Origin of the sequence: Sphingomonas sp. (assembly GCF_013816785.1) — a bacterium.
Classification (GTDB): domain Bacteria; phylum Pseudomonadota; class Alphaproteobacteria; order Sphingomonadales; family Sphingomonadaceae; genus Sphingomicrobium.
Genome location: NZ_JACDDV010000015.1, coordinates 14734 through 39339, shown reverse-complemented (window position 1 = coordinate 39339; position 24606 = coordinate 14734). Strand labels below are relative to the sequence as shown.

General features: G+C 64.0%; 27 protein-coding genes and 1 other RNA gene. 19 read left to right on the top strand and 9 right to left on the bottom strand.

Features of this window, described 5'->3' with window-relative positions; translation table 11 throughout:
• Positions 1 to 158 precede the first annotated feature (158 nt).
• Positions 159 to 335 carry a hypothetical protein gene (locus H0W65_RS05095; protein ID WP_294004710.1) on the top strand — a complete coding sequence of 59 codons (177 nt, stop codon included), beginning with the start codon at positions 159 to 161 and terminating at the stop codon, positions 333 to 335.
• Between the two features lie 4 nt (positions 336 to 339).
• On the opposite strand, the gene H0W65_RS05090 is transcribed toward H0W65_RS05095, so the two are convergent.
• Positions 340 to 996: an alpha/beta hydrolase gene (locus tag H0W65_RS05090; RefSeq protein ID WP_294004707.1), complete on the bottom strand. Its 657-nt coding sequence runs from the start codon at positions 994 to 996 to the stop codon at positions 340 to 342.
• A gap of 101 nt (positions 997 to 1097) precedes the next feature.
• Between H0W65_RS05090 and H0W65_RS05085 the strand changes: the two genes are divergently transcribed.
• From H0W65_RS05085 to H0W65_RS05040, 10 genes are all read left to right on the top strand, one after another.
• On the top strand, positions 1098 to 2177 hold the full coding sequence (locus H0W65_RS05085; protein WP_294004704.1) for an aminotransferase class V-fold PLP-dependent enzyme: 1080 nt from the start codon (positions 1098 to 1100) through the stop codon (positions 2175 to 2177).
• Entirely contained in the window at positions 2174 to 3286 is a 1113-nt protein-coding gene (locus H0W65_RS05080) for a cysteine desulfurase family protein (RefSeq protein ID WP_294004701.1), read from the top strand. The genes H0W65_RS05085 and H0W65_RS05080 overlap by 4 nt, the downstream gene beginning before the upstream one ends.
• Positions 3283 to 3615: a 2Fe-2S iron-sulfur cluster-binding protein gene (locus H0W65_RS05075; protein WP_294004699.1), complete on the top strand. Its 333-nt coding sequence runs from the start codon at positions 3283 to 3285 to the stop codon at positions 3613 to 3615. The genes H0W65_RS05080 and H0W65_RS05075 overlap by 4 nt, the downstream gene beginning before the upstream one ends.
• Positions 3616 to 3657: 42 nt before the next feature.
• An RNA gene (ffs, locus tag H0W65_RS05070) (signal recognition particle sRNA small type) lies at positions 3658 to 3752 on the top strand.
• A gap of 101 nt (positions 3753 to 3853) precedes the next feature.
• Positions 3854 to 5485: a DNA polymerase III subunit gamma/tau gene (locus H0W65_RS05065; protein WP_294004696.1), complete on the top strand. Its 1632-nt coding sequence runs from the start codon at positions 3854 to 3856 to the stop codon at positions 5483 to 5485.
• The gene (locus H0W65_RS05060) at positions 5485 to 5808 is read left to right on the top strand and encodes a YbaB/EbfC family nucleoid-associated protein (RefSeq protein ID WP_294004693.1); all 324 of its coding nucleotides are present in this window, start codon (positions 5485 to 5487) and stop codon (positions 5806 to 5808) included. The genes H0W65_RS05065 and H0W65_RS05060 overlap by 1 nt, the downstream gene beginning before the upstream one ends.
• Positions 5809 to 5895: 87 nt before the next feature.
• Positions 5896 to 7521: a long-chain fatty acid--CoA ligase gene (locus H0W65_RS05055; RefSeq protein ID WP_294004722.1), complete on the top strand. Its 1626-nt coding sequence runs from the start codon at positions 5896 to 5898 to the stop codon at positions 7519 to 7521.
• A 239-nt stretch (positions 7522 to 7760) separates the two neighbouring features.
• Positions 7761 to 9440, top strand: coding sequence for an energy-dependent translational throttle protein EttA (gene ettA / locus H0W65_RS05050; RefSeq protein WP_294004690.1), 1680 nt, complete (start codon positions 7761 to 7763; stop codon positions 9438 to 9440).
• A 62-nt stretch (positions 9441 to 9502) separates the two neighbouring features.
• On the top strand, positions 9503 to 9847 hold the full coding sequence (locus tag H0W65_RS05045) for a hypothetical protein (RefSeq protein ID WP_294004687.1): 345 nt from the start codon (positions 9503 to 9505) through the stop codon (positions 9845 to 9847).
• Positions 9848 to 9887: 40 nt separating this feature from the next.
• Positions 9888 to 10472 (top strand): YdeI family protein, encoded by a 585-nt coding sequence (locus H0W65_RS05040; RefSeq protein ID WP_294004684.1) that lies wholly within the window; start codon positions 9888 to 9890, stop codon positions 10470 to 10472.
• 147 nt (positions 10473 to 10619) lie between these two features.
• Here the strand turns inward: H0W65_RS05040 and H0W65_RS05035 are convergent, their stop codons facing one another.
• The 4 genes from H0W65_RS05035 to H0W65_RS05020 form a co-directional block, all read right to left on the bottom strand.
• Entirely contained in the window at positions 10620 to 11054 is a 435-nt protein-coding gene (locus H0W65_RS05035; protein ID WP_294004680.1) for a DoxX family protein, read from the bottom strand.
• Position 11055: 1 nt separating this feature from the next.
• Positions 11056 to 11559: a pyridoxamine 5'-phosphate oxidase family protein gene (locus H0W65_RS05030; RefSeq protein ID WP_294004678.1), complete on the bottom strand. Its 504-nt coding sequence runs from the start codon at positions 11557 to 11559 to the stop codon at positions 11056 to 11058.
• A gap of 62 nt (positions 11560 to 11621) precedes the next feature.
• On the bottom strand, positions 11622 to 12200 hold the full coding sequence (locus H0W65_RS05025; RefSeq protein WP_294004676.1) for a PAS domain-containing protein: 579 nt from the start codon (positions 12198 to 12200) through the stop codon (positions 11622 to 11624).
• Between the two features lie 103 nt (positions 12201 to 12303).
• Positions 12304 to 13038, bottom strand: a complete 735-nt coding sequence (locus H0W65_RS05020) for an NYN domain-containing protein (protein WP_294004675.1) — start codon at positions 13036 to 13038, stop codon at positions 12304 to 12306.
• 122 nt (positions 13039 to 13160) lie between these two features.
• Between H0W65_RS05020 and H0W65_RS05015 the strand changes: the two genes are divergently transcribed.
• The gene (locus H0W65_RS05015) at positions 13161 to 13505 is read left to right on the top strand and encodes a glycine zipper domain-containing protein (RefSeq protein WP_294004672.1); all 345 of its coding nucleotides are present in this window, start codon (positions 13161 to 13163) and stop codon (positions 13503 to 13505) included.
• Positions 13506 to 13523: 18 nt separating this feature from the next.
• Here the strand turns inward: H0W65_RS05015 and H0W65_RS05010 are convergent, their stop codons facing one another.
• Positions 13524 to 14156 carry a carbonic anhydrase gene (locus H0W65_RS05010; RefSeq protein WP_294004669.1) on the bottom strand — a complete coding sequence of 211 codons (633 nt, stop codon included), beginning with the start codon at positions 14154 to 14156 and terminating at the stop codon, positions 13524 to 13526.
• Positions 14157 to 14239: 83 nt separating this feature from the next.
• On the opposite strand from H0W65_RS05010, the gene lipA reads away from it, so the two are divergent.
• Both lipA and H0W65_RS05000 read left to right on the top strand, forming a co-directional pair.
• Positions 14240 to 15166, top strand: coding sequence for a lipoyl synthase (gene lipA / locus H0W65_RS05005; protein WP_294004666.1), 927 nt, complete (start codon positions 14240 to 14242; stop codon positions 15164 to 15166).
• A gap of 4 nt (positions 15167 to 15170) precedes the next feature.
• Complete coding sequence (locus H0W65_RS05000; RefSeq protein WP_294004664.1) at positions 15171 to 15632, top strand: type II toxin-antitoxin system RatA family toxin; 462 nt, start codon at positions 15171 to 15173, stop codon at positions 15630 to 15632.
• Here H0W65_RS05000 and H0W65_RS04995 read toward each other — a convergent pair.
• Entirely contained in the window at positions 15593 to 16099 is a 507-nt protein-coding gene (locus tag H0W65_RS04995; RefSeq protein ID WP_294004719.1) for a CinA family protein, read from the bottom strand. The genes H0W65_RS05000 and H0W65_RS04995 overlap by 40 nt on opposite strands.
• A 2-nt stretch (positions 16100 to 16101) precedes the next feature.
• On the bottom strand, positions 16102 to 17253 hold the full coding sequence (locus tag H0W65_RS04990; protein WP_294004662.1) for a bifunctional 2-C-methyl-D-erythritol 4-phosphate cytidylyltransferase/2-C-methyl-D-erythritol 2,4-cyclodiphosphate synthase: 1152 nt from the start codon (positions 17251 to 17253) through the stop codon (positions 16102 to 16104).
• 50 nt (positions 17254 to 17303) lie between these two features.
• Between H0W65_RS04990 and dusB the strand changes: the two genes are divergently transcribed.
• From dusB to hflX, 5 genes are all read left to right on the top strand, one after another.
• The gene (gene dusB / locus H0W65_RS04985) at positions 17304 to 18302 is read left to right on the top strand and encodes a tRNA dihydrouridine synthase DusB (protein ID WP_294004660.1); all 999 of its coding nucleotides are present in this window, start codon (positions 17304 to 17306) and stop codon (positions 18300 to 18302) included.
• 63 nt (positions 18303 to 18365) lie between these two features.
• Positions 18366 to 20624, top strand: a complete 2259-nt coding sequence (locus H0W65_RS04980) for an ATP-binding protein (RefSeq protein WP_294004658.1) — start codon at positions 18366 to 18368, stop codon at positions 20622 to 20624.
• Positions 20624 to 22003, top strand: coding sequence for a sigma-54 dependent transcriptional regulator (locus H0W65_RS04975; protein WP_294004656.1), 1380 nt, complete (start codon positions 20624 to 20626; stop codon positions 22001 to 22003). The genes H0W65_RS04980 and H0W65_RS04975 overlap by 1 nt, the downstream gene beginning before the upstream one ends.
• Positions 22004 to 22011: 8 nt before the next feature.
• Complete coding sequence (gene hfq, locus H0W65_RS04970; protein WP_294004654.1) at positions 22012 to 22488, top strand: RNA chaperone Hfq; 477 nt, start codon at positions 22012 to 22014, stop codon at positions 22486 to 22488.
• Positions 22485 to 23783 carry a GTPase HflX gene (gene hflX, locus H0W65_RS04965; RefSeq protein ID WP_294004716.1) on the top strand — a complete coding sequence of 433 codons (1299 nt, stop codon included), beginning with the start codon at positions 22485 to 22487 and terminating at the stop codon, positions 23781 to 23783. The genes hfq and hflX overlap by 4 nt, the downstream gene beginning before the upstream one ends.
• Here the strand turns inward: hflX and mazG are convergent.
• Positions 23746 to 24501 (bottom strand): nucleoside triphosphate pyrophosphohydrolase, encoded by a 756-nt coding sequence (mazG, locus tag H0W65_RS04960; protein WP_294004652.1) that lies wholly within the window; start codon positions 24499 to 24501, stop codon positions 23746 to 23748. The genes hflX and mazG overlap by 38 nt on opposite strands.
• Positions 24502 to 24606: the final 105 nt, after the last annotated feature.

The following is a 24606-nucleotide window of genomic DNA, read 5'->3' as shown; positions in this document are numbered from 1 at the left end:
TGGCGAGGTTGGCCGAAGCATCGAGCAGCGTGTCGAGCATCATCGCGATGCACGGCAGGATCGTTTCCTCGATCCGCTCGAACGCCTCTTCAAGGCGCGCCTGTTGCTGCTGGACATCGGGCATGGCGACATCATGCAGCGCCCACCGTTAAGAAGGCGTGAAAGGATTAATCCTGAGCAAGTTTGTTTCCGCCGTGCTGGCGATCACGATGCTGGCCGCCGCGCTGCTCCTGATTTTCGGCCTGCGCGCGCTTCGCACCGACCGCAAGCGCGGCCTGCTGATGACCGCCTGCGGTCTGGTATTCGTGATCAACGTGCTGATTTGGACGGTTTAGCGATTCACCGGATCGGGCAGCTCGGGTCGAGGCGATAGTCGAGATATTTGTCGACGCTTTTCATCAGCAAATCCATCTCGTTGGCGAAGAAATGGTTGGCGCCGGGGATGGTGTCGTGGGCGATGGTGATGTGGCGCTGGGTGCGCAATTTGTCGACTAGCTTCTGCACCGCGAGCGGGGTGACCACCTCGTCGGCCTCGCCCTGGATGATGATCCCGGAGGCGGGGCAGGGCGCGAGGAACGAAAAGTCATACATGTTGGCCGGCGGCGCGACCGAGATGAAGCCGCGAATCTCGGGCCGGCGCATCAGCAATTGCATGCCGATCCACGCGCCAAAGCTCACGCCGGCGACCCACGTCTGTTCGGCCTCGGGATGGATCTGCTGGACCCAGTCGAGCGCGCTGGCCGAGTCGGACAATTCGCCGATGCCGTTGTCGAACGTCCCCTGGCTCTTGCCGACGCCGCGGAAGTTGAAGCGCAGCGTGGCAAAGCCGCGGCGCACGAAGTCCTTGTGGAGCAGCTGGACCAGCTTGTTGTTCATCGTGCCGCCGGCCTGCGGGTGGCTGTGGAGGATCATTGCCACGGGCGCGCGCGGGCGCGGCCCCGGGCTGAAGCGGCCCTCAAGGCGGCCTTCGGGTCCGGGGAAAATCACTTCGGGCATGGGCGCTCGCTTGGAAACAGATGTGAAAAATCGGCCGCGAGACGGGTGCGTGGCGGCGACGGCTCCTATATAGGGCAGCAGCTTCCTTAGGCAACGACAGGATGTACGCTACCTTGCCTGCCCGCATTTTCCTCGACCATGCCGCGACTACGCCTGTGCTGCCAGAGGCGCGCGCCGCGATGCAACGCGGGTTCGACGTCTGGGCCAACCCGAGTTCGCCGCACGGCGAGGGGAGGGCCGCGCGCGCCTTGCTCGAGGAAGCCCGCACCGCCCTCGCCGGCGCGCTCGAATGGCGGCATGACGTCATTTTCACGAGCGGCGCTAGCGAGGCGGTCGAGATCGTCGCCGCGCGCGCCCGCATTCCCGGTCGAGCGCACGGAGCGACCGAGCATGCCATCGTCCCCCACGCGATGGGCGAGCGCTCTCGCGTCATTCCGGTCGGTGCCGACGGCTTGATCGACGAGGAAGTACTCGACGCGACCCTTGCGCACGGCCCGACGCTGATCGCGATCCAGGCGGTCAACAACGAGACCGGGATCTTGCAGCCGCTCGACCGATTCGCGCCACGCATTCGGGAAGCGGGGTCGCTGCTGCTGGCTGACTGCGCGCAAAGCGCAAGCAAAGCGCCGCTTCCCGATGCGGACTTCATCGCCCTGTCCGCGCACAAGCTCGGCGGCCCACCGGGCGTCGGCGCGCTTCTGGTTCGCGATCTCGCCACACTCGATCCCGTCGGTGGGCAGGAGAAGGGCTATCGCAGGGGGACGCAGGACATGCCTGGCGCGCTCGCCTTCGCTGCAGCGTTGGCCGCCCAGCCTTACGACATGGATCGCCTTGCCGCGTTGCGGGCGCGGCTTGACGATGGGGTCCGGTCCAGCGGGGGCGTCGTGATCGGCGAGACCAGCCCGCGCCTGCCGAACATCGGCGCGGTTGCGCTGCCCGGCGCATCGAGCGCGTCGTTGCTGGTCCAGTTCGACCTTGCCGGGATCGCCGTGTCCGCGGGCAGCGCCTGCTCATCGGGCAAGATGAAGCAGAGCGAGGTGCTCGCGGCAATGGGCGTCGCGCCCGACGTCGCCGGCGGATTCCTGCGCATTAGCTTCGGCCCGGCGACGAGCGAAATCGAGGTCGATGCATTCCTCGCCGAATGGCACCGCATCGCCGACCGGGTCCAACGGGCCGCATGATCTATCTCGACTATCAAGCGACAACGCCCCTCGCACCCGAAGTCGCGGCTGTGATGCGCCCCTGGATCGAGGAAAAATTCGCCAATCCCCACAGCCCCTCGACATGGGGACGAGAGGCGGCAGCCGAGATCGAAGTGGCGCGCGATCGCATCATGACCGCAATCGGCGTCGAGGGGGGCCGCTTCGCCTTCACGTCGGGGGCGACCGAGGCGATCAACTGGGCGATCAAAGGTAGCTTCGAGCGCTCCAAGCGGCGCAAGTTGGTGACCATCGCCACCGAGCACGCCGCCGTGCTCGACACCGCCGAATGGCTCGAAGACCGTGGTATCGAGGTGGTGCGGCTCCCGGTAGGGCGCGATGGCCTGGTCGATCTCGAGGAGGCCGCCGAGGCGATCGACGACCGCACCGCGATGGTTGCAGCGATGCTGGTCAATAACGAGATCGGCGTGATCCAGCCCATCGCCCAGTTGACCGAGCTGGCGCATGTTCATGGCGCGCTGATGCTGTGCGACGCGGCGCAGGGATTCGGTCGCATGTCGCTTCCGGCCGGCGCCGACCTAATCGCCATCTCCGGCCACAAGATCCACGGCCCCAAGGGGGTCGGCGGCCTGTGGATGCGGCGCGGCTCCGACCCTAGCCCGTTGGTCCATGGGGGCGGACAGGAGCAGGGAATGCGATCGGGAACGCTTTCGCCAGCGCTATGCGCCGGCTTCGGCGAGGCGGCGCGGCTGGCGGTCGAGCGGCGCGATGCCGACGCTGCGCATGTTAAGAAACTTTCTAAACATGCGCTTGCAGCATTCGGGAAAGGCTGGACAATTAATGGCGGTATGGCCGAGCGTTACCACGGCAATCTCAACCTTCGGCGCGATGGCCTTGATGCCGCCCGTCTGATCTCGGACTTGCGCAATCTCGCTTTTTCGCTTGGTTCGGCTTGCGCCAGCGGGTCGGGTCGGCCGAGCCATGTCCTGCGCGCGATCGGCCTGACCGATCGCGAAGCCCGGTCGTCGATCCGCCTCGGCTTCGGCCGATATACTGGCGAGGAGGAATTGGCCTCGGCCTGCCGCCGTATCGACGAGGCGGCGCGCGCACAGGCGATCCTGCCGGCATGACCCGCGTCCGCTTTCTTCGCCCGGACGGCAGCCTTGACCGCGAAGTCGAAGCAGCCGCAGGCATCAACCTGCTCGACCTTGCCCAAGGAGAGGGCCAACCGCTCGAAGGGGCCTGCGAAGGGGCAATGGCCTGTTCGACCTGCCATGTCATCGTCGCGGCCGAGCATTTCGAGCGCCTGCCGCCCGCCAGCGAAGAAGAAGACGACCTCCTCGACCTCGCCGCGCACGTGACGCGGACGTCGCGGCTGGCGTGCCAGATCATGCTGAGCGAAGAGCTCGACGAACTGACGGTGCTGATGCCCAGCGCGGCCTACAACCTCGACCGCTAGCGCTGCCGCTTGCGCTGCGGCGCGACCCTCGCCATATGCCCGCTTGGAAGTCGGTGGGCGGGGCTGTCGCCAACCTGGTCAGATCCGGAAGGAAGCAGCCACAACGATTTCGTCCCGGGTCATCGGCTTCCACCCCCACAATCGTCATTGCGAGCGCAACGAAGCAATCCAGCGGCGAATGGATTGCCGCGTCGCTACGCTCCTCGCAATGACCAAAGGGAAGTCCTAAACCCACCCCATGAACGACCCCGAATCGCCAGGCCTCGGCCTCGACCTGCCCGAGCGGGCGTCACCGCCCGCCAAGGCGTCGCCGTACCGCGTGCTGGCGCGCAAATATCGTCCGCAGACCTTCGCCGAGTTGATCGGCCAGGATGCGATGGTGACGACGCTGGGCAACGCCATTTCGCGCGACCGCATCGCCCATGCCTTCCTGCTGACCGGGGTGCGCGGAGTCGGCAAGACGTCGACCGCACGGCTGGTCGCCAAGGCATTGAACTGCATCGGCCCGGACGGGCAAGGCGGGCCGACGATTGATCCGTGCGGAGCATGCGAGCCGTGCAGGGCGATTGCCGAAGGGCGGCACATCGACGTGATCGAGATGGACGCCGCGTCGCACACCGGGGTCGACGATGTGCGCGAGATCATTGAGGCGGTGCGCTATTCGGCTGTCTCGGCGCGCTACAAAATCTACATCATCGACGAAGTCCATATGCTGTCGAAGAACGCCTTCAATGCGCTTTTGAAAACACTCGAGGAGCCGCCGGCGCACGTCAAATTCCTGTTCGCCACGACCGAAGTGTCGAAAGTGCCTGTAACTGTCCTTTCGCGCTGCCAGCGGTTCGATTTGAGGCGCATCCCGGCCGACAAACTCGCTGCGCATTTTGCATTTGTCGCCGACGCGGAAGGGGTCGAGGCCGAGGAGGAAGCGCTGCAAGCGATCGCCCGCGCCGCCGAAGGCTCGGCCCGCGACGGCTTATCGATCCTCGATCAGGCGATCGCCCGTGGGGAGGGCAGGGTGACTGCGGCGCAAGTGCGCGACATGCTCGGCCAGGCCGACCGCGGTCGCATACGCCGGCTGCTCGAGACGCTGCTGACCGGGGGCGTCACCGCGACGCTGACCCAGCTCGACGAGGCGCATTCGCTCGGCATCGATCCCGCCTCGCTGCTGCGCGGCCTGATGGAATCGCTCCACGCCGTCACCCGCGCCAAGGCCGGCGCCCATGCCGACATGCTTATTTCGGCAGAGGAGCGCGAGGCAGCTGCCGACCTCGCCGCGCGTCTCAGTTGGGGCAACATCCACCGCCTGTGGCAGTTGCTGCTCAAGGGACTCACCGACGTCATCATCGCGCCCGATCCGCACGAGGCGGCGACGATGGTGCTGTTGCGCCTGATCCATGCCGCCGAAATGCCCGACCCGTCGGCGCTCGCCGCGCTGCTCGCGGGAGGAGGAGCGACCGTTTCCTCTCAATCAGCACCGCCCCCCGCCGGCCCCGAACCAAAATCCGCCGCACCGCTCGATTTTCCGGCTTTGGTCGCCGCCGTCGAAGAGCAGGGGCGGCAATTGCTAGGTGTTCAGTTGCGCGATCATGTCGGGCTGGTCGGCTTCGCGCCCGGCGAGATCGTCTTGAAGCCCCTCAAGCCGTTGGGCGCCGATTTCGCCCGCGACCTGGCCGCCGCCGCCAAGCAGGCGACCGGACTTGTCTGGCAGGTTCGCCTGACCGACGGGGGCGGCTCGCCTTCGCTCCACCAGCAGGAAGCGATGGCCGAGGAACAAATGCGCGCGGCGGTGCTTGAGGAGCCGAATGTTGCGGCGCTGCTTGCCGAATTTCCAGGCGCCGAGCTTGAATCGATCGATCGGAAGGAAGCCTGATGCCCAGCCTCGACGACATTATGAAAATGGCCGAAGCCGCGCAGGCGCAGCTCGCCAGCGCGCAGGACAATCTCGACAAGATCGAGGTCGAGGGCGTTTCGGGCGGCGGGTTGGTCAAGATAAAGGCCACCGCCAAGGGCCGCATCCTCGGCGTGTCGCTCGACGACAGCCTGATCGTTGCGTCCGAGAAAGCGATGCTCGAGGATCTGATCGCGGCCGCGCTCAGCGATGCGCGGGGCAAGGCTGACCTGGCTGCGGGTGAGCAAATGAAGGAGCTGACCGCTGGCATGTCCCTGCCGCCAGGCTTCAAGCTGCCGTTCTAAGTCCTTGCATCTCAGCCATTAGCGCGCCACCCTCGCCGCGCTCGATTGAGATAACGCGCGGGAACTGGCGTGACGACATTGGGAGCCATGCAGCATTGGCCGCTCCGCGTGATGCGGCTGGTTGACCATGCCGAGCGCGAACATGGCGACGGCGAAGTCGTCAGCGCCTGGGCCGACGGCTTGGTAACGCGCTCGACGTGGCGCAAAATCGCGAAGGACGCTCGCCGAATGGCGCAGGCCCTCGAAGCGCTAGACATCAAAAAGGGCGAACGCATCGCCACGCTGGCGATGAACCACGGCAGCCATCTCACCGCGTGGTATGGCGCGATCGGGATGGGCGGCATCCTCCACACGATCAATCCCCGGCTGTTCGAGGATCAGCTCGACTATATCGCCAACCATGCTGGCGACCGGGTGTTGCTCTACGACCAAGCATTCGCCGGCTTGGTCGAACGGATGAAGCCGCGCTGGCCGGGAATCGAGCATTATATCTGCTTCGACCCGCCCACCGGCTCGAGCGGCGGTGCCGCTGGAGACTGGGCATTTGCCGACTGGATCGCGGCCCACGACGGCAACTATACCTGGGTCGACGGCGACGAGCGGGAGCCCTGCGCCCTGTGCTACACCAGCGGCACCACCGGCAATCCCAAGGGCGTGCTTTACGAACATCGTTCGACCTTGCTCCACACACTGGTGGAGATCGGCCCCGATATATTCAACCTGTCGAAGCGCTCGGTAGTCCTGCCGATCGTGCCGATGTTCCATGCCAACGCCTGGGGCATCCCGTGGGCCGCGCCGGCAACCGGCTGCAAGCTGGTTTTGTCGGCCGATTACCGGCCGGCCACGATGTGCCGCCTATTTCGCGAGGAAGGGGTCACCCACAGCGCCGGGGTGCCGACAATCTGGCTGACGATGATCGAGCATATCGAGAGCACCGGCGAGCAGCCTGGGGACTTGAAGCAGGTGACCATCGGCGGCTCGGCCGCGCCGCGGGCGATGATTAAATGGTTTCGCAATCATGGCATCGATGTCGGTCACGCCTGGGGCATGACCGAAACCTCGCCGATCGGAACGTGTGGCGCACGGCCCCTCGGCTGGGAAGCGATGACCGATGACGAGCAGATCGACTATATCAGCCGCCAGGGCCGCGTGCCGTTCGGAGTCGAGTTGCGCATCGTCGACGACGAGGGCGTGGAATTGCCACGCGACGGCCACACGAGCGGCCGGCTGCTGGTACGCGGGCCGTGGGTCATCCAGCGCTATTTCCGGGCGGCCGAGGATTCCACCGACGCCGATTGCTGGTTCGACACTGGCGACGTCGCCACGCTCCATCCCGACGGCACGGTGCAGATCACCGACCGATCGAAAGACGTGATCAAGTCGGGCGGCGAGTGGATCAGCTCGATCGACCTCGAAAACGCCGCCGTCGGCTGTCCCGGCGTGGCCGAGGCGGCAGCAATCGGCATCGCACACCCCAAGTGGGACGAACGCCCGCTGTTACTCTGTGTCCGCGCACCGGGCAGCGAGGTTTGCGCTGCCACCATCCGCAATTACCTCGCCGGTCAAGTCGCCAAATGGTGGCTGCCCAACGCGATCGAGTTCGTCGACGAGCTCCCCCACACCGCCACCGGCAAGCTGAGCAAAAAGACGCTGCGTGACCAATTCCGCGACTACCGCTTCGCTGACGCCACCGACATGGTTGGGCGGGACTAGCGAGCGAAGCCCAAGAAAGAGTTTCGCGCAGAGACGCAGAGGCGCGGAGATGTCGCGCCGGCTAAGCCGCCTCGCATAACGACAATCGAGAATGGACGGCTGGCGTCGTCGAAGTGGGTAACCCCTCTGCGCCTCTCCGCGAACCACTTTCTCCTCGACCGATGCGGAGGCTGGAAAAGTAGTCACGCATCCCCTAAACGCTCGTCCAAATCCCACCTATCCAAAGGAATCGCGACCCGATGGCCGCCCAGTACAGCTATGTGATGAAGGGTCTTTCGAAGACCTTCCCCGGCGCGCCCAAGCCGGTCCTCAACGGCATCCACCTGCAATTTTATTCCGACGCCAAGATCGGCATCGTCGGCCCCAACGGGTCGGGCAAGTCGACGCTGATGAAGATCATGGCCGGCCGCGATACCGAGTTCACCGGCGAGGCGTGGCCGGGCGACAACATCACCGTCGGCTATCTCGAGCAGGAGCCCGCGCTCGACAGCTCGATGACGGTCAAGGAAAATGTCATGCAAGGCGTCAAGGCGACCGCCGACATGATGGTCCGCTTCAACGAAATCAGCATGCTGATGGGCGATCCGCCCGCCGATGCCGATTTCGACGCGTTGATGGCCGAAATGGGCGAGCTTCAGGAGAAGATCGACGCGATCGACGGCTGGAGCCTCGACAACCAGCTCGAGATTGCGATGGACGCGCTGCGCTGCCCGCCAGGCGACAGCAAGGTCGACACCCTCTCGGGCGGCGAGAAGCGCCGCGTCGCCCTGACCCGGTTACTGCTCGAAAAACCCGACATTTTGCTGCTCGACGAGCCGACCAACCACCTTGACGCCGAAAGCGTCCAGTGGCTCGAAAAGCACCTCGTCGATTATGCCGGCAACGTCATCCTCGTCACCCACGACCGCTACTTCCTCGACAATGTCGTCAACTGGATCCTCGAACTCGATCGCGGCAAATACTTTGTCTACGAAGGCAATTACTCGACCTACCTCGACAAGAAGGCCAAGCGGATCGAGCAGGAGGGCCGCGAGGACGAGGGCCGCCAGAAGGCGATCCGCGACGAGCTCGACTGGATCCGCCAGTCGCCCAAGGCGCGCCAGACCAAGAGCAAGGCCCGCATCAAGGCGTTCGACCAGCTGGTCGAGGCGCAGGAAAAGCGCATCATCGGCAAGGCGCAAATCGTCATCCAGACCCCGCAGCGCCTCGGCGGCAAGGTGATCGAGGCCAATGGCCTGACCAAGGCCTATGGCGACAAACTATTGTTCGAGGATCTGACCTTCACTTTGCCGCCCGGCGGGATCGTCGGGGTGATCGGTGCCAATGGCGCGGGCAAGACCACTTTGTTCAAGCTGATCACCGGGGTCGAGACCGCCGACGCCGGCGATATCTCGATCGGCGACACGGTCCGCCTTGGTTTCGTTGACCAGAGCCGCGACGCGCTCAATCCCAAGCATAATGTGTGGGAGGAAATTTCGGGCGGCCACGACATGATGACTGTCGGCAAGCAGGAAATGCAGACGAGGGCCTATGTCGGCGCGTTCAACTTCAAGGGCGTCGACCAGCAGAAGAAGGTCGGGCAATTGTCCGGCGGCGAGCGCAACCGCGTCCATCTGGCGAAAATGCTCAAGGAAGGTGGCAACGTCCTGCTGCTCGATGAGCCGACCAACGACCTCGACGTCGAGACGCTGCGCGCGCTCGAGGAAGCCCTGGAAAGCTTCGCCGGCTGCGCCGTCGTCATCAGCCACGACCGCTTCTTCCTCGACCGCTTGGCGACCCACATCCTCGCGTTCGAAGGCGACAGCCATGTCGAGTGGTTCGAGGGGAACTTCGAAGCATATGAGGAAGATAAGCGCCGCCGGATGGGGCCTGAGGCGGACAGGCCGCACCGGATGACGTATAAAAAGCTGACGAGGTAAATCCGCGACGCCAAATCAAATCGGATCAATATACTCCAAGATTTTCAGACGGGCGTTGTCAGATGAATTTGATTGATCAGATTTTTGCCGTGTCATCCGCAATCCGGTACGTGGCCTTGTACCGCGGCGGATCGCTTTCCAGCGCTGTGAAAGAAGACCTGAACGCCGCGTCGTCGTCAGAATCGGACAAGTACGAAGAACTTCTGGTCAATCCGACACTCCTAAAACTTGCCCGGCAGCGTGGCGAGATCGATTGCGGGGGCATGCGATACATCCTTATCCGCTATGGGAATTTCTATCAGCTGGTCATCGATTTGCCCGACGGCCACGTATCGATTTGCTTCGCGCTTGAATCAAATCCCCTCAGCAGCGTTGATGAGATCGCCCAGCTTTGCCTGTTAAAATAGGGTGCGCGTCTCCGCTAAGCGAAACCCTAAGGTTGTCACTATGACGAGCGCGCCTGCCTTCTTCCCTACAGACGTTGATTTCCGCCACTGGCTGGAAAGGAACCACGGAACCGCGCCCGAACTCCTCGTCGGCTTCTGGAAGAAATCGACCGGCAAGCCATCGATCGATTGGCCACAGGCGCGGGATCAGGCTTTGTGCTTCGGGTGGATTGACGGGGTACGGAAATCGCTCGGCGATGAGAGCTACACCATTCGCTTCACGCCGCGGCGCAAGGGCAGCATCTGGAGCAAGGTCAATGTCGAGCGGTTCGAAGCGCTGAAGGCAGCGGGGTTAATGACCGCGGAAGGCGAGCGAGCCTATGAGGAGAATAAGCATAAGAGCGGCGTTTATGCTTATGAGAATGTGCAAAAGGAGCTGACCTCGGATGAGGAGCGGCAGTTTCGCAAGGACGTAGCCGCTTGGGCGGATTGGGAAGGGCGCCCGGCGAGCTACCGCAAAACGGTGCTCCACTGGATCACCCGCGCCAAGAAACCCGAGACCCGTGTGCGCCGCCTGACCCAGTTGATTGAGGACAGCGCCGCGGGACGCCGGCTCGCCCAATACGACTGGCAGAAGAAGCCATGATCACCGTCACCGCGCCCGTATGACTGAGGAGCGAAGAGAAGGGCCATTGGCATTTCCTTACCCTAGCGCCCGAACAGGCGACCGAGATGAGGATTCACGCTCTTAGCGAACGCTGGGCATCCGCCGTCGAAACATGAATTCTGCCGGTCAAATCCCCTCGTCGACCTTGGTCTCGACAATTCGCCGGGTGCGCATCGCGGCATCGACGCTCCACGGACCCGGGCCCATCGCGGCAATCGCCAGGAAAATGAAGCAGTAAAGGATCGCCGCGTCGCCGCTATTCTGGACCGGGAATGGCGATTGCGGGGCGTGGAACATCCAGTAGGCGACCGCCATTTCACCCGCCAGGATGAACGCGGCGATCCGGCTGAACAGCCCGATCACCAGCAGCGCGCCGCCAACAAGCTCGAGCAACCCGCCGATCCAGGGCAGCGAGCCGACGGTGATCGCCATCGGCATGTCGACGTGCGGAAAATCGAGCAGCTTCGACGTGCCATGCTCCATAAACAGCAGACCGGTGACGATCCGCAGCAGGCTCAGGCCCGGGCCGGCCCAGCGCCCGGTGTCGATCCCCCTCATCATGTTACAACTCCACGTTGGCTTTGTGGTCGTCTTGATGTTCTTTGCCCGGATCGATGTCAAACAGCATCTTGAGCGCCGCAGCCTTGAGCGTCGCTCCCGCCTCTGCCTCCCAGATCTCTGCCTTTTCGGCGTCGAACTTCAGGAGCAGCAGGTCGGGATCGTCCTTGCCGTCCTTGTACCAGCTGGCGGTGATCGGGCCCCACAATTTGTCGATCGTGGCGCGGTCCTGATGCTCTTTCAGCGTGCCGTGGATGTGGGCGAACAGGCCGTGCCCTTTGGCGGCGAAGGTCGCGACCGCGCGGTTGCTGTTCTTGAGGCCTTGGGCGAGGTGCTCGCTGCGCGATGTGAAGAAATAGATGGTCTTACCGTCGAGCTGCGCCGCCATCGGCCGGGTGCGGCTGTCTTCAACCCCTTGCAGGCCGAGCATGACGAATGGCGAATCCTCAAGCTCGTCCCAGAATTTCTTTTCGAGCTTGTCCTTGGGCGCCTGGTCCGTGCCGAACATCCGTCATTCCCCTGCCGATGGTTGCCGGTTCAACCAACGGGCCGCGCCCGCGTTCCGGCGGTTCAGGCGGGGGAGGTCAGGGCGCGAGCGTTGCGGTCGTAGCCGCGGGCCATCCGCTCAAGCAATGTCGTGGTGTGGCGGTCGGTCATCGAAGTCGCCAGGCGCCGGCAGTGCGCGGCTTGCCCGGCGAGCGCGGTTGCTTGCCCTTCGCTGACGTCGATCAGCATGTTGACCGCGCCGGTCAAGGTGCCGTCGGCGTCGAACAGGGGAGTGGGGTAGGGCGTGAAGGCCTTGCGGCGACCGTCGGGCCGCATCGCGATGGCCACGGCGCCGCGCATCGGGCGCTGCTCCCTGATCGCTACCGCCATCGGGCAGCGGTCGTGGGGCAAGGGCTCATCGTCCGTCGTATGAAGCCGCCAGGTAACGCACCAGCGATCCTCGCCGAGCTGCGGCTCGCGGCCAGCGAAGGCGACGCAGGCGCGGTTCCAGTAGGTCACCAGCCCGGCGGTGTCGGTGGTGTAAACCGGAACCGGCAAGGCATCGAGCATCGCTCGGCACGGCGCCTTGGAGTTGGCGAGCGCTTCGATGGCCGTGTCGAGATAATCTTGCGCCGTGGCAGTATTGGCTTGCAATGATGGCAAGTGATGAGCTCCCGGCGGAAAAACCTGTCAAGCGGAGGCGGGTTCCGGCCAGAATTTAAAGAATTTGCCGACTGTGTCGGCTAGGCCACACAGCGAATAGGGGTTAGCGCAGCCGCTTGACCATCATCCGTCCGTCGGTGCCGATTCTGGTGCCGAAGTTGGGCACTGCCTTGATCAGGTCGCTGAGGCGGGTGAAGCCATAGTTCCTGACCGCGAAGCTCGACACGGCCTTGGCTCGCTGGCCCATCTCGGACAGCGAGGCATAGCCTTCCTCGTCGCGCTTCGACGCCTTGAACGCCGCGCCAAGGACTTTCAGCAACTCGGTATCAACCTGACGCTGTCCTTCGCCGGCCAGCGGCGCCTCGAGCGCGTCCTGATTGTCGTGAACCAGCGCGGCGACGTCGAAGAAGCGGGTGCAGCTCTGCTGAAAGCTCATCGGCGTCTTGGCGGTGCCGAAGCCGTAGCAGGGCAGGCCGTCCTCACGGATGCGCTGGGCGAGAGGAAGGAAATCGCTATCGCTCGACATGATTCCGAACCCGTCGACATGACCGCGGTAGAGTAGGTCCATCGCATCGATCGTCATCCGCATATCGGTCGCGCTCTTGCCCTTGACCACGTCGAACTGCTGCATCGGCACGATCGAGTGCTGGCCAGTCAGCAGGCCCCAGCCCTTGAGGCTGGTCTTGGCCCAATTGCCATAGGCACGACGAACGTTGATCGTGCCGAGCTCGCCGAGTACCAGCAACACCTCATCGAGATGGTCGGGCGAGGCATTGTCGGCATCGATCAGCAAAGCGATATTCAGCTCGGGGTCGGCGTATTCGTTACGGTCAGTCATCGGATTTTCTTTCCGCTTGACCGCTTTCGACCGCAACGGGGACGGAACGAAATCGGCGGCTGCACGCTATCTTTCTTGCAGGGGCGGGCAATTGTGCCTGTGTATCGAAGAGGAACCTACCCATGAAACGCTTACTTCTCGCTTCGACCTTGGCCAGCAGCTTGGCACTTTCGGCCTGCGCGACCAATCCGTACGGCTATAACGATCCTTATGGCAACAATGGCTACAACAACCCGCAAACCGGGCGCGCGGCGGCCGGCGCGGCGCTCGGCGGCGTTGCCGGTGCTGTGGTCGGTGCCGTCCTGCCGGGCGTGAACCCGATTACGGGCGCGGTCGTTGGCGCGGTGCTCGGCGGTGTCGCTGGGGCAGTCATCAAGGGTCGCCAATATTATCGCGACACCCGTGGCTATTGCTATTACGTCGATCAGAACGGCAACCCGATCTACGATTATAACACGCGCTGCTAGTTAGTTAGCGGTAGAGGTTCAGGCGGGGCGGAAGATATTTTCCGCCTCGTCGAGAACGTATAGCTGCCCCTCGCGGATTGAGAAATGGCACCCGAGCAGTGTCATCGCGCCCGCCGCCTCGCGCTCCGCGACGAACGGGAAAGTGCGCAGATTGGCCAGGCTCTGGCGGATCGCGACTTCCTCCAAAATTCGTGCCGCCCCCTCATCGGTGCCATGCTCCGCTGCAATCCTCGCCGCGCTTTCGTCGATTTGGCTCATCCAGTGAGCGACAAACCCGCCTTCGCCGGCGGGCGCGTTATGGAATTGGCCGGTCAACGCCGCGTGGATGCCGCCGCAGCGTTCATGGCCCATCACCACGATCTGCCCGATGCCGAGTTGGGTAACCCCAAATTCGAGGGCTGCCGACACCCCGTGGCGCCCGCCGCCGCCCTCGAACGGGGGGACTAGGTTGGCAACGTTGCGGACGACGAATATCTCGCCGGGATCGCTGTCGAAGATGGTCGCCGGGTCGGCGCGGCTGTCGCAGCAGGCGATGATGATTGCCTGGGGCGATTGGCCTTCCGCCAGTTGACGCCAGCGGGAGCGCTCGGTTTCGTAACGATTCTCGCGGAAGCGGCGGTAGCCGGCCAGCAGCGCGTCGAACCCGATCATTGCCGTCTCCCGCTCACACGGCGGCGACTAGTCGAGGCGGGGAGGGGTGGCAAGCGGGCACGGCAATCGCTATCTGGCCCAGCATGAACGCACCGCTTCCCGTGCCACCGACCGCGCCAAGGCAACGCAAGCCCGACTGGATCCGCGTCAAGGCGCCGGTCAGCGAGGGCTATGCCGAAACGCGCCGTCTGATGCGCTCGCTCAACCTTGCGACCGTGTGCGAGGAGGCGGCCTGCCCCAACATCGGCGAATGTTGGACCAAGAAACACGCCACGGTGATGATCCTCGGCGATACGTGCACCCGCGCCTGCGCCTTTTGCAACGTCAAGACCGGCATGCCGCGCGCGGTCGATGCGCTGGAGCCCCAGCACACCGCCGATGCCGCCGCCGCGCTGGGCCTCAAACATATCGTCGTCACCTCGGTCGACCGCGATGACCTGCCCGACGGCGGGGCGAGCCAGTTCGTCAAGGTTATCGAGGCGCTCCGTCGGACCACGCCCGACACGACGATAGAGATACTGACGCCCGACTTCCGCAACAAGCATGACGCCGCGGTCGAGGCGATTGTCGCGGCGCGACCCGACGTCTACAACCACAACCTCGAAACCGTGCCGAGGCTCTATCCGACGATCCGCCCCGGCGCGCGTTATTACGCGTCGCTCCGGCTGCTTGAGACGGTCAAGAAGCTCGACCCGTCGATCTTTACCAAGTCGGGCGTGATGGTCGGCCTGGGTGAGCAGCGACGCGAGGTTCACCAGGTGATGGATGACATGCGCTCGGCCGCAATCGATTTCCTGACCATGGGACAATATCTCCAACCGACTCCGCGTCATGCCACAGTCGAGGAGTTTGTGACGCCGGATGCGTTCAAGGCCTATGCGGCGATCGCCCGAGCCAAGGGCTTCCTGCTGGTCGCGGCAAGCCCGCTGACTCGGTCCAGCTATCACGCCGGCGACGACTTCGCGAAAATGCAGGCGGCACGGGCGGAGCAGCTGGCGCGGATGGGGTAAGGAGATGCCCCGCCATAGCGAGACCACGCACCTTCCCTACAGCCCTGAGCAATTGTTCGATCTCGTCGCCGACGTCGAACGCTACGACGAGTTCCTGCCGTGGGTGACGGCGGTCCGGGTGCGGTCGGCGAGCGACACCGAAATAATTGCGGACCTGATCGTTGGCTTCAATGCGTTCAAGGAGCGGTTCACCAGCCGGGTGACCAAGCAGCGGCCGACGCATATCGTGGTCGATTACATCGAAGGCCCGCTCAAATATTTGAAGAATGAGTGGCGTTTCGAGCCCGAGCCGGACGGCGGAACCAAAGTCTGTTTCTCGGTCGACTTCGCGTTCCGGTCGCGCATTTTCGAAAGCCTGGCGGGGGCAATGTTCGACCGGGCGCTTCGTCGCATGACCGGCGCCTTTGAACAACGCGCCGCCGCGCTCTACGGCATCAGCAACTCGAGCGCGCAAAGCGCCGCCTGAAGCCGCACGGCGGAGCGCCCGCCGCTGGCGTCGAATAATTTCTGGTCGGCCACGACTTTGTCGGGACCATCGAGCCGCTCAGCGCGGGCAAAGACGACCGTTCCGACCGGCTTCTGCACAGTGCCTCCGTCAGGTCCGGCGATGCCGGTTATGGCGACGGCGACATCGGCCTGCGACGCCTCCAGCGCGCCTTGCGCCATCGCCCAGGCGGTGGCAATGCTAACCGCGCCGAAGGTTTCGACGACGTCGAGGCAGACCTTGAGCTCGGCCATCTTCGAGCTGTTCGAGTAGGTAACATAGCCCGCCTCGAACATCTCGGACGATCCGGCGATCTCGGTAATGGCGGCGCTGACCAATCCGCCGGTGCAACTTTCGGCGACCGCGACCCGGCGCCCGGCGGCGATGTTGGTCTCGACCACCTCGCGCGCCTTGGCGACCAGTTCATCGGGGAGCAGATAATCGCCCATCGTCATGCCTCCATGCGGATCGTCGCGACAGCCTGCGCCGCGAGCCCTTCGCGGCGGCCGGTGAAACCCAGTTTTTCGGTGGTCGTCGCCTTGATGCTGACCTGTCCTTCGGCCAATCCTAGGATGTCCGCAACACGGCGACGCATCGCTTCCCGGTAGGAACTGACGCGGGGAGCCTCGCCGATCACGGTGCAGTCGACGAAATCGATGATCCCCCCCGCGTCGCGGATGAGGGCCGCGGCGCGAGCGAGGAAGATGTCGCTGCTGGCGCCCTTCCATTGCGGGTCGGAAGGCGGGAAATGCTCGCCGAGGTCGCCGAACCCGCCGGCGCCGAGCAATGCGTCGGTGATCGCGTGGAGAACGACGTCGGCGTCGCTGTGCCCGGCGAGCCCGCACTCATGCGGAATGGCGATGCCGCCGAGCATGATCGGCCCTTCGCCGGCGAACGCATGGACGTCGAACCCCATGCCGGTACGGCTGACCAGGCGGGCGGACAGCATTTGCTCGGCCCGCAGCCAGTCGGCGGGCGAGGTTACCTTCTCCAGCATCGCATCCCCCGCGACTGCGGCGATCTTCAGGCCGGCGTTGACCATGACGCTCGACTCATCGGTCGGCGCTCCGCCGCCGGCTTCCCGATAGGCGAACAGCAAGTCTTCAACTTGAAACGCCTGCGGAGTCTGAACGCGCAGCAACGACGTCCGGTCAACGATCGCATCGAGAATCCGGCCGCCCTTGGCCAGCGTATCGGCGACCGGCAAGACTGGAACCGCTCCGTCGGTGTCGTCGAGCGCAGCCAGCAGCCGGTCGACGACGCCATGGGGGCAGAAGGGGCGGGCGGCGTCATGGACCAAGACAATGCCCTCGTCGATCGCGGCTAGTCCGGCGCGAACGCTGTCCGTTCGCTCGACGCCCCCGACGATGAAGTCGCCGACATCGCGCGAGCCCAGGGCCGCGCGCGCCTGCTCCTCCCAACCGGCCGCGATCACGACGCGGACCGCAATGATGTGTGGATGTGACGCCAGTGCGTCGACCGCATGGGCGAGCACCGACTTGCTGGCCAGCTTGCGAAATTGCTTGGGCAGGGCGCCGCCCATGCGCGACCCTTTTCCGGCGGCGACGATGAGGGCGGTCACAGACTGGCCGGTCTTTGGCATGGCCGCCGCCTTGCCCGCTTGGCCCGCCATCTGTAAAGGCACGGCTTCCCATGACGATGCTGAAGCCCATCTCCGTCGGTCCGGTGACCATCGACGCCGGCGTGATCCTCGCGCCGATGACCGGCGTTACCGACTTGCCGTTCCGACGGGTAGTCAAACGCTATGGCGCGGGGCTGACGGTGAGCGAGATGATCGCCAGCCAGGCGATGATCCGCGAGACTCGACAGTCGTTGCAGAAGGCGGCGTGGGATCCGAGCGAAGAACCGGTGTCGCTGCAGCTCGCCGGCTGCGCGCCGTATGAAATGGCGGAGGCGGCCAAACTCAACGAGCAGCGCGGCGCGGCGATCATCGACATCAATATGGGTTGCCCGGTGAAGAAGGTCGTCAATGGCGACGCCGGCTCGGCGCTGATGCGCGACCTGAAGCTTGCCGCATCGATCATCGAGGCGACGGTCAAGGCTGTCAAATTGCCGGTGACGCTCAAGATGCGCATGGGCTGGTGCCACGACAGCTTGAACGCGCCCGAACTGGCGCGGATCGCCGAAGGGCTGGGGGTCCGCATGATCACCGTCCACGGCCGCACTCGGAACCAGATGTACAAGGGCAGCGCCGACTGGGGGTTCGTCCGCCGGGTCAAACAGGCGACCAATCTGCCGGTGATCGTCAACGGCGACATCTGCAGCATCGAGGACGCACGCACCGCGCTGTCGCAGTCTGGCGCCGATGGGGTGATGATCGGCCGCGGAGCGTACGGCAAGCCGTGGCTGCTTGGGCAGGTGATCGCCGACCTTGGCCCGGGCGGTCGCAAGCCCGATCCGTCGCTCGACGAGCAGCTCGACGTCATTCTTGAGCAATATGACGCCATGCAATCGCTTTACGGCGTGCAAACCGGGGTCAACCTCGCGCGCAAGCACATCGGCTGGTACACCAAGGGACTGACCGGCTCGGCGGAGTTCCGCAACCGGGTCAACACGCAGGACGATCCAAGGGTGGTCGTTGCGATGCTGCGCGACTTCTATTCACCTTGGCTTGCAAAATCGGCGGCTTGACCGCCCAACTGTGTTTTTTATGCAACGCGACCGTGCTAGGGCTGGAGCCGCATGGATGCGCACGTGGCCGATTCCGACCTGATCACACCGCTTAAAGGTAGCTGGCTGGCGCGCGAGCGGGAAAGCGGGCGACTGTTCGACTGGGCGATGATTGGATGCGCCCTCGCACTCGTTGCGATCGTCAGTTTCAGCTTCATCGTGCTTCGGCGCGACGCTGCGCCCGGTGCGATGCTCTCTCCGCCGCAAATTGCTTTTCTCCTGATTGCCAATCTAATCCCTTCGATTGCTCTGATGGTGCTGTGGTCGCGCAAACTGGCCAAGGATCGCGCGATCAAACGGGCCATGGGCACCGGACAAATTCATACCCAACTGGTCGCGCTGTTTTCGGCGATCGCTGCGGTGCCGACCGTGCTGGTTGCCATCTTCGCCTCGCTGCTTTTGCAGTCGGGGCTGGAATTCTGGTTTTCCGATCGTGCGCGTGGAATGCTTGAGAACACCGTACAGCTGGCCCAGTCGACTTACACGACCGAGGTCAATCGGGTCGGCGCTGAAGCGGTGACGATGTCGGCCGATTTCTACCGCTTTCTCGGCAGCGATCCGGTCGCCAATCCCAGGTTCGACGAATATCTTGCCTATCAGACCTATCAACGAAGCCTTAACGAAGCGGCGGTCGTCACCGTATCCGAAACCGGCAAGGTCACGGTGGCGCGCGGCGTCAATTACTATGACGGGTTGATCGACCCATCGCGGCTGGCGCAGGCGATCGGGCAGCTCAAGGGATCGACCCAAGCCGCAGAGGTGTTGACGCCGGGCAGAATCGCGGTGCTGACGCCGCTCAAAGCCAACAACAGCTATCTGTTCGTTGCTCGCCAAGTCAGCGCTGACTTCCGGCAACAGATCGAAAGCGCCAATGGTGTTCTTACCGACTATCGCGCCTTGCTCGAACGGAGCCGGACCAATCAGTTGCGCTTCAACGGCGCCTTGCTGGGAGGTTCGCTGCTGATCGTCGCGCTGGCGATATTCGCGGCATTGAAGCTCGCCGATCGATTGTTGCGGCCGGTCGAGGAGATGGTCGAGGCGGTCGGGCGGGTCGAGGAGGGCGATCTCACCGCGCGGGTCGATGTTACCCACGCCAATGACGAAATCGCCACGCTGGGCACCGCGTTCAACCGGATGACAGGGCGGCTTCAGGAACAGACCGGCGCCTTGATCGCCGCCAATTCTCAGCTCGACACTCGTCGGGCGTTCATTGAGGCGGTGCTGTCGAGCGTGACTGCGGGGGTGATCGCGGTCGACGGCCAGGGGCGGATCCTGCTCACCAACCGCTCGGCCGAAACTCTGCTCGCGCAGGGCGACGAGGGGATCGAGAACCGCGATCTTGCCGAGATGTCGAGCGAACTGAATGAATTTTTGGCGGGCGAGGCCCGCGAAGCAACGGTGCTGGTCCAGGCGGCGGAGGGACAACGCACGCTGGCGGTCAAGCGCATGCGCTACGCCGACGGCTCGGTGCTGACCTTCGACGACATCACCGACCAGCTAAGTGACCAGCGCCGCGCCGCCTGGTCGGACATTGCCCGGCGGATCGCGCACGAAATCAAGAATCCGCTGACCCCGATCCAACTGGCCGCCGAGCGGCTGCAGCGGCGCTATGGCGCGGAGGTGACGACCGATCCCGAAACCTTTGCTCGCCTGACCGAAACCATCGTCCGTCAGGTCGGCGATCTGCGGCGCATGGTCGACGAATTCTCCAGCTTTGCGCGGATGCCCAAGCCGGTGTTTCGCTCCGAGAATATCCACGATGTCGCCCGCGCCGCGCTGTTCCTGCACGAAGTGGCGCATCCCGGCATCGGCTTCATGCTCGATCCGCCAGGCGGCGCGATCCGCCTCGTCTGCGACCGGCGCCAGCTCGGCCAGGCGCTGACCAACATTGTCAAGAATGCGGTCGAGGCAATCGAGGCACGGCGCAACCGCGGCGAGCAGAGCCCCGACGGAGATCGCATCGACCTGAGCTTACGGCACGATGGCGACCTGCTGGTGATCGAACTGACCGATACGGGCGTCGGCCTGCCCGAGGATCGCGAGCGGCTGACCGAGCCCTATATGACGACCCGCATCCGCGGCACCGGGCTCGGCCTGGCGATCGTCAAGAAGATCGTTGAGGAACATTTTGGCGAAATCGCCTTTCTGGACCGCGACGGTGGGGGAACCCGGGTGCGGATGGCCTTCGATACCCGCCGCCTGGCTGAGCTGGAAAGTGAACAGCCCGCCGGCGACCCGAGTCGTCCGGATGGCGATGAATTTGACGAGGAGGATCCGGTCTGATGGCTCTCGAAGTGCTGGTGGTCGACGACGAAGCCGACATTCGCGACCTCGTGTCGGGCGTGCTCGAGGACGAAGGATATGCCGTGCGCACCGCCGGCGACAGCAGCGGGGCGCTGAACGCGATCGAGGACCGGCGGCCGAGTCTGGTCCTGCTCGACGTCTGGCTGCAGGGCTCGAAGCTCGACGGATTGCAATTGCTGGAAGAGGTCAAGCGGCGTGACGCGACGCTGCCGGTGATTATGATTTCCGGCCACGGCAATCTCGATACCGCGGTCGCGGCGATCCGCGAGGGCGCGGTCGATTTCATCGAAAAGCCCTTCAAGGCCGACAAGCTGCTCCACCTCGTCGCCCGCGCGACGGAGACCGATCGGCTGAAGCGCGAAAATGCCACACTGCGCCAGCAGGTTGGACCCGACGATCAGCTCGACGGCAGCTCGGTTGCGATCAACACAGTCCGCGCGACACTCAAGCGAGTCGCACCAACCGGCAGCCGGGTGATGGTCACTGGCCCAGCTGGTGTCGGCAAGGAAATTGCCGGGCGGATGATCCACAACTGGAGCCCCCGCGCCGCCGCCCCGTTCATCGTCGTCTCGGCGGCGATGATGAGCCCGGAACGGGTCGAGGAAGAATTGTTCGGCAGCGAACTCGACGGCGTGTCACGCCCTGGCCTGCTCGAACAGGCGCATGGCGGCACCTTGTTCCTCGACGAAATCGCCGACATGCCAATCACCACGCAGGCCAAAATACTCCGCGTGTTGACCGACCAGAGCTACAACCGCGTCGGCGGGCAGCGCCCGGTCAAGGTCGATGTACGAGTGCTGTCTGCCACTTCGCGCAACCTGGGCGAAGAGATTGCCGCGGGGCGTTTTCGCGAAGACCTTTACTATCGCCTCAATGTCGTGCCGGTGCGCATTCCGCCACTGCGGGAGCGGCGCGAGGATATTCCCGAACTGGTAGCCCATTTCCTGGCGCGCTTCGCCGCCGAGCGACGGATCCGCACGCCCGAAATGTCGAAAGACGCGATGGCCGCGTTGCAAGCGCACGACTGGCCGGGCAACGTGCGCCAGCTGAGGAATATCATCGAGCGGACCTTGATCCTGACCCCGGGCGATCGGGTAGGATGCATCGAGGTCGACCTGTTGCCGGGAGAAATCATCGACAACCAGGGAACGACCGGACTTGGCGGAGCATCGATGGCGATCATGGGCTCGCCGCTGCGCGAGGCGCGTGAAAGCTTCGAGCGCGAATATCTCAAAATACAAATTCGCCGCTTTTCCGGCAACATCTCGCGCACCGCCTCGTTCATCGGCATGGAACGCTCGGCGCTGCATCGCAAACTGAAGGCACTGGGGCTGGGCGACAAAAAAGACGAGGAATAATTTAAATAATGCCCGACAAAGGCTTGAGTCTACAGGATCAATTCCTCAACAATATTCGGCGCACGAAGTCCCCGACCACGGTGTTCCTGATGAAAGGCGTCAAGCTGCAGGGAATCATTACCTGGTTTGACCCTTTTTCGCTCCTGTTGCGTCGCGACGGCAATTCACTGCTCGTCTACAAACACGCGATCTCGACCGTCATGCCAGCCATTGCGCCGAGCGACCTTGCCCTGCCGGAGGGAGGCAATGGCAAGCGACCGCCGCTTCAAGATCTGTTCCTCCAGGCAGCGGCGCGCGAACGGGAGGCGATGACCATCTTCTTGGTCAACGGTGTTATGTTGCAGGGCGCGGTCGCGGGGCATGACCAATTCTCGTTGCTGCTGGAGCGCGGCGGACAGGTCCAGCTGGTCTACAAGCATGCCATTTCGACGCTGCAACCGGGCCACCCGCTTGACCTTAGCGAGCCGGCGGGAGACGGCGACTGAGCGTCTTCAACCGCAGTGAGGACGGCGGCGTCTCGCGAGGCGAGCGGGCGCTGCTGGTCGTTCCGGATCGCGCGGGACTAGGCAACCTGCGTTCGCTCGACGCGCGCATCGAGGAGGCTGCCGGCCTCGCCATGGCGATCGGCATCGACGTGGTCGCGCGGCACAGCTACCGGCTGCGTCAGGCCCGGCCTGCCAGCTTGCTTGGCAAGGGGCAGATCGACGAGATTGCCGCGCTGGCCGAGGAGGAAAAGGCGAGCCTGCTGATCGTTGATGCCGCGTTGAGCCCGGTGCAGCAAAAAAACCTCGAGGAGATGACCAAATGCAAGGTCATCGACCGCACCGGCCTTATCCTCGAGATTTTCGGCGAGCGCGCCGCCACCGCCGAGGGACGGCTACAGGTCGAGTTGGCTCACCTCGATTATCAGGCTGGGCGGCTGGTACGCAGCTGGACGCACCTTGAGCGGCAACGCGGCGGCTTTGGCTTTCTGGGCGGTCCAGGCGAAACCCAGATCGAGGCGGATCGGCGGCTGATCCGCGACCGCATGGCGCGCATCCGCAAGGAGCTCGAGCAGGTCAAGCGCACCCGCGGCCTCCACCGCGACCGCCGGCAGAAGGCGCCGTGGCCCGTAATCGCCCTCGTCGGATACACCAACGCCGGAAAATCGACGCTTTTCAATCGCATGACCCAAGCATCGGTGATCGCTCAGGACTTGCTGTTCGCGACGCTCGACCCAACCATGCGACAGGTCAAAATCCCCGGCTTCGACAAAGCGATCCTGTCCGACACGGTCGGCTTCGTGTCCGACCTGCCAACCGAACTGGTTGCCGCCTTCCGCGCTACCTTGGAGGAAGTGTCGTCGGCCGACCTCATCCTTCACGTCCGCGACATCGCCCATCCCGACAGCGCGGCGCAGGCTGCCGATGTCGAGACGGTGCTCGCCTCGCTCGGACTCGACGAAGACGGCTCGCCGCCGCGGATGGAGGTGTGGAACAAGCTCGACCTGCTGGGCGGTGACGAGCGCGCCGAGCTGGTCGGTGAAGCGGGACGGCGCAACGAGGTGGTCGCGGTCTCAGCATTGACCGGGGAGGGGGTCGACACGCTGCGCGAGGCGGTAAGCCTCTTTCTACACTCGGGCGGTGTTGCGCATCACCTACGGCTCGATGCCGGTGACGGGTTGCGGTTGGCATGGCTTCATGCGCGCGGCAATGTGCTCGACCAGCGTTCAGAGGGCGAACAGTTACACCTCGCGGTCAAGCTCAGCCCGGAGAATTGGGCGCGCTACCAGCGGCTTTAGCGGCAGCCCATAGCGCTTCTTTTTCATCTAGGTTCATGGTCTCGAAGCCGGGTGCCGATTCGATCACCCGGAAGCGCCGCTCGAACTTGCGATTGGCCTTACGCAGTGCCTCTTCGGGATCGATCTTGAGATGTCGTGCGAAGTTGACCGCAGCGAACAGCAGGTCACCGACCTCGTCCTCCAACTCCTCGGGCGACGCTTCGGAGATCTCCTCGAGTTCCTCGAGTATCTTGGCCTTGGGGCCATCGATATCGGGCCAGTCGAATCCGGTCCGCGCAGCGCGTTTCTGTAACTTGGCGGCGCGTTCGAGGGCAGGGAGCGCCATGGCGACGCCGGCGAGCGCGCTTTTGTCGGGGCAGGCGGCGCGTTCCTCGGCTTTGATCTGCTCCCACAAATGATGGCCGCCTTCGGCGGCATCGCCGAAAATGTGCGGATGGCGGCGCTCAAGCTTGTCAGAAATCCTCTGCAGCACATCGGCCAGGGTGAAATGGCCTGCTTCCTCGGCCATGCACGTATGAAACACGACCTGGAGTTGTAAATCGCCGAGCTCGTCGGCGAGCGCTTCCATGTCGTCACGCTCGATCGCATCAGCGACCTCATAGGCTTCCTCGATCGTGTAGGGCGCGATCGTCGCGAAAATCTGCACGCTATCCCATTCGCACCCGTCAATCGGGTCGCGGAGCCGTTTCATGATGGCGACGAGGCGGTCGAGGCTCATGGATAGTCCTGAGTGCTAAAAATGGCGGATTTCATGGCCGGGGGCCTCAGTTCAATAAGTATGATAATAAGTATTATGTAAAATGAAAGGCAATGCGGACCGTTT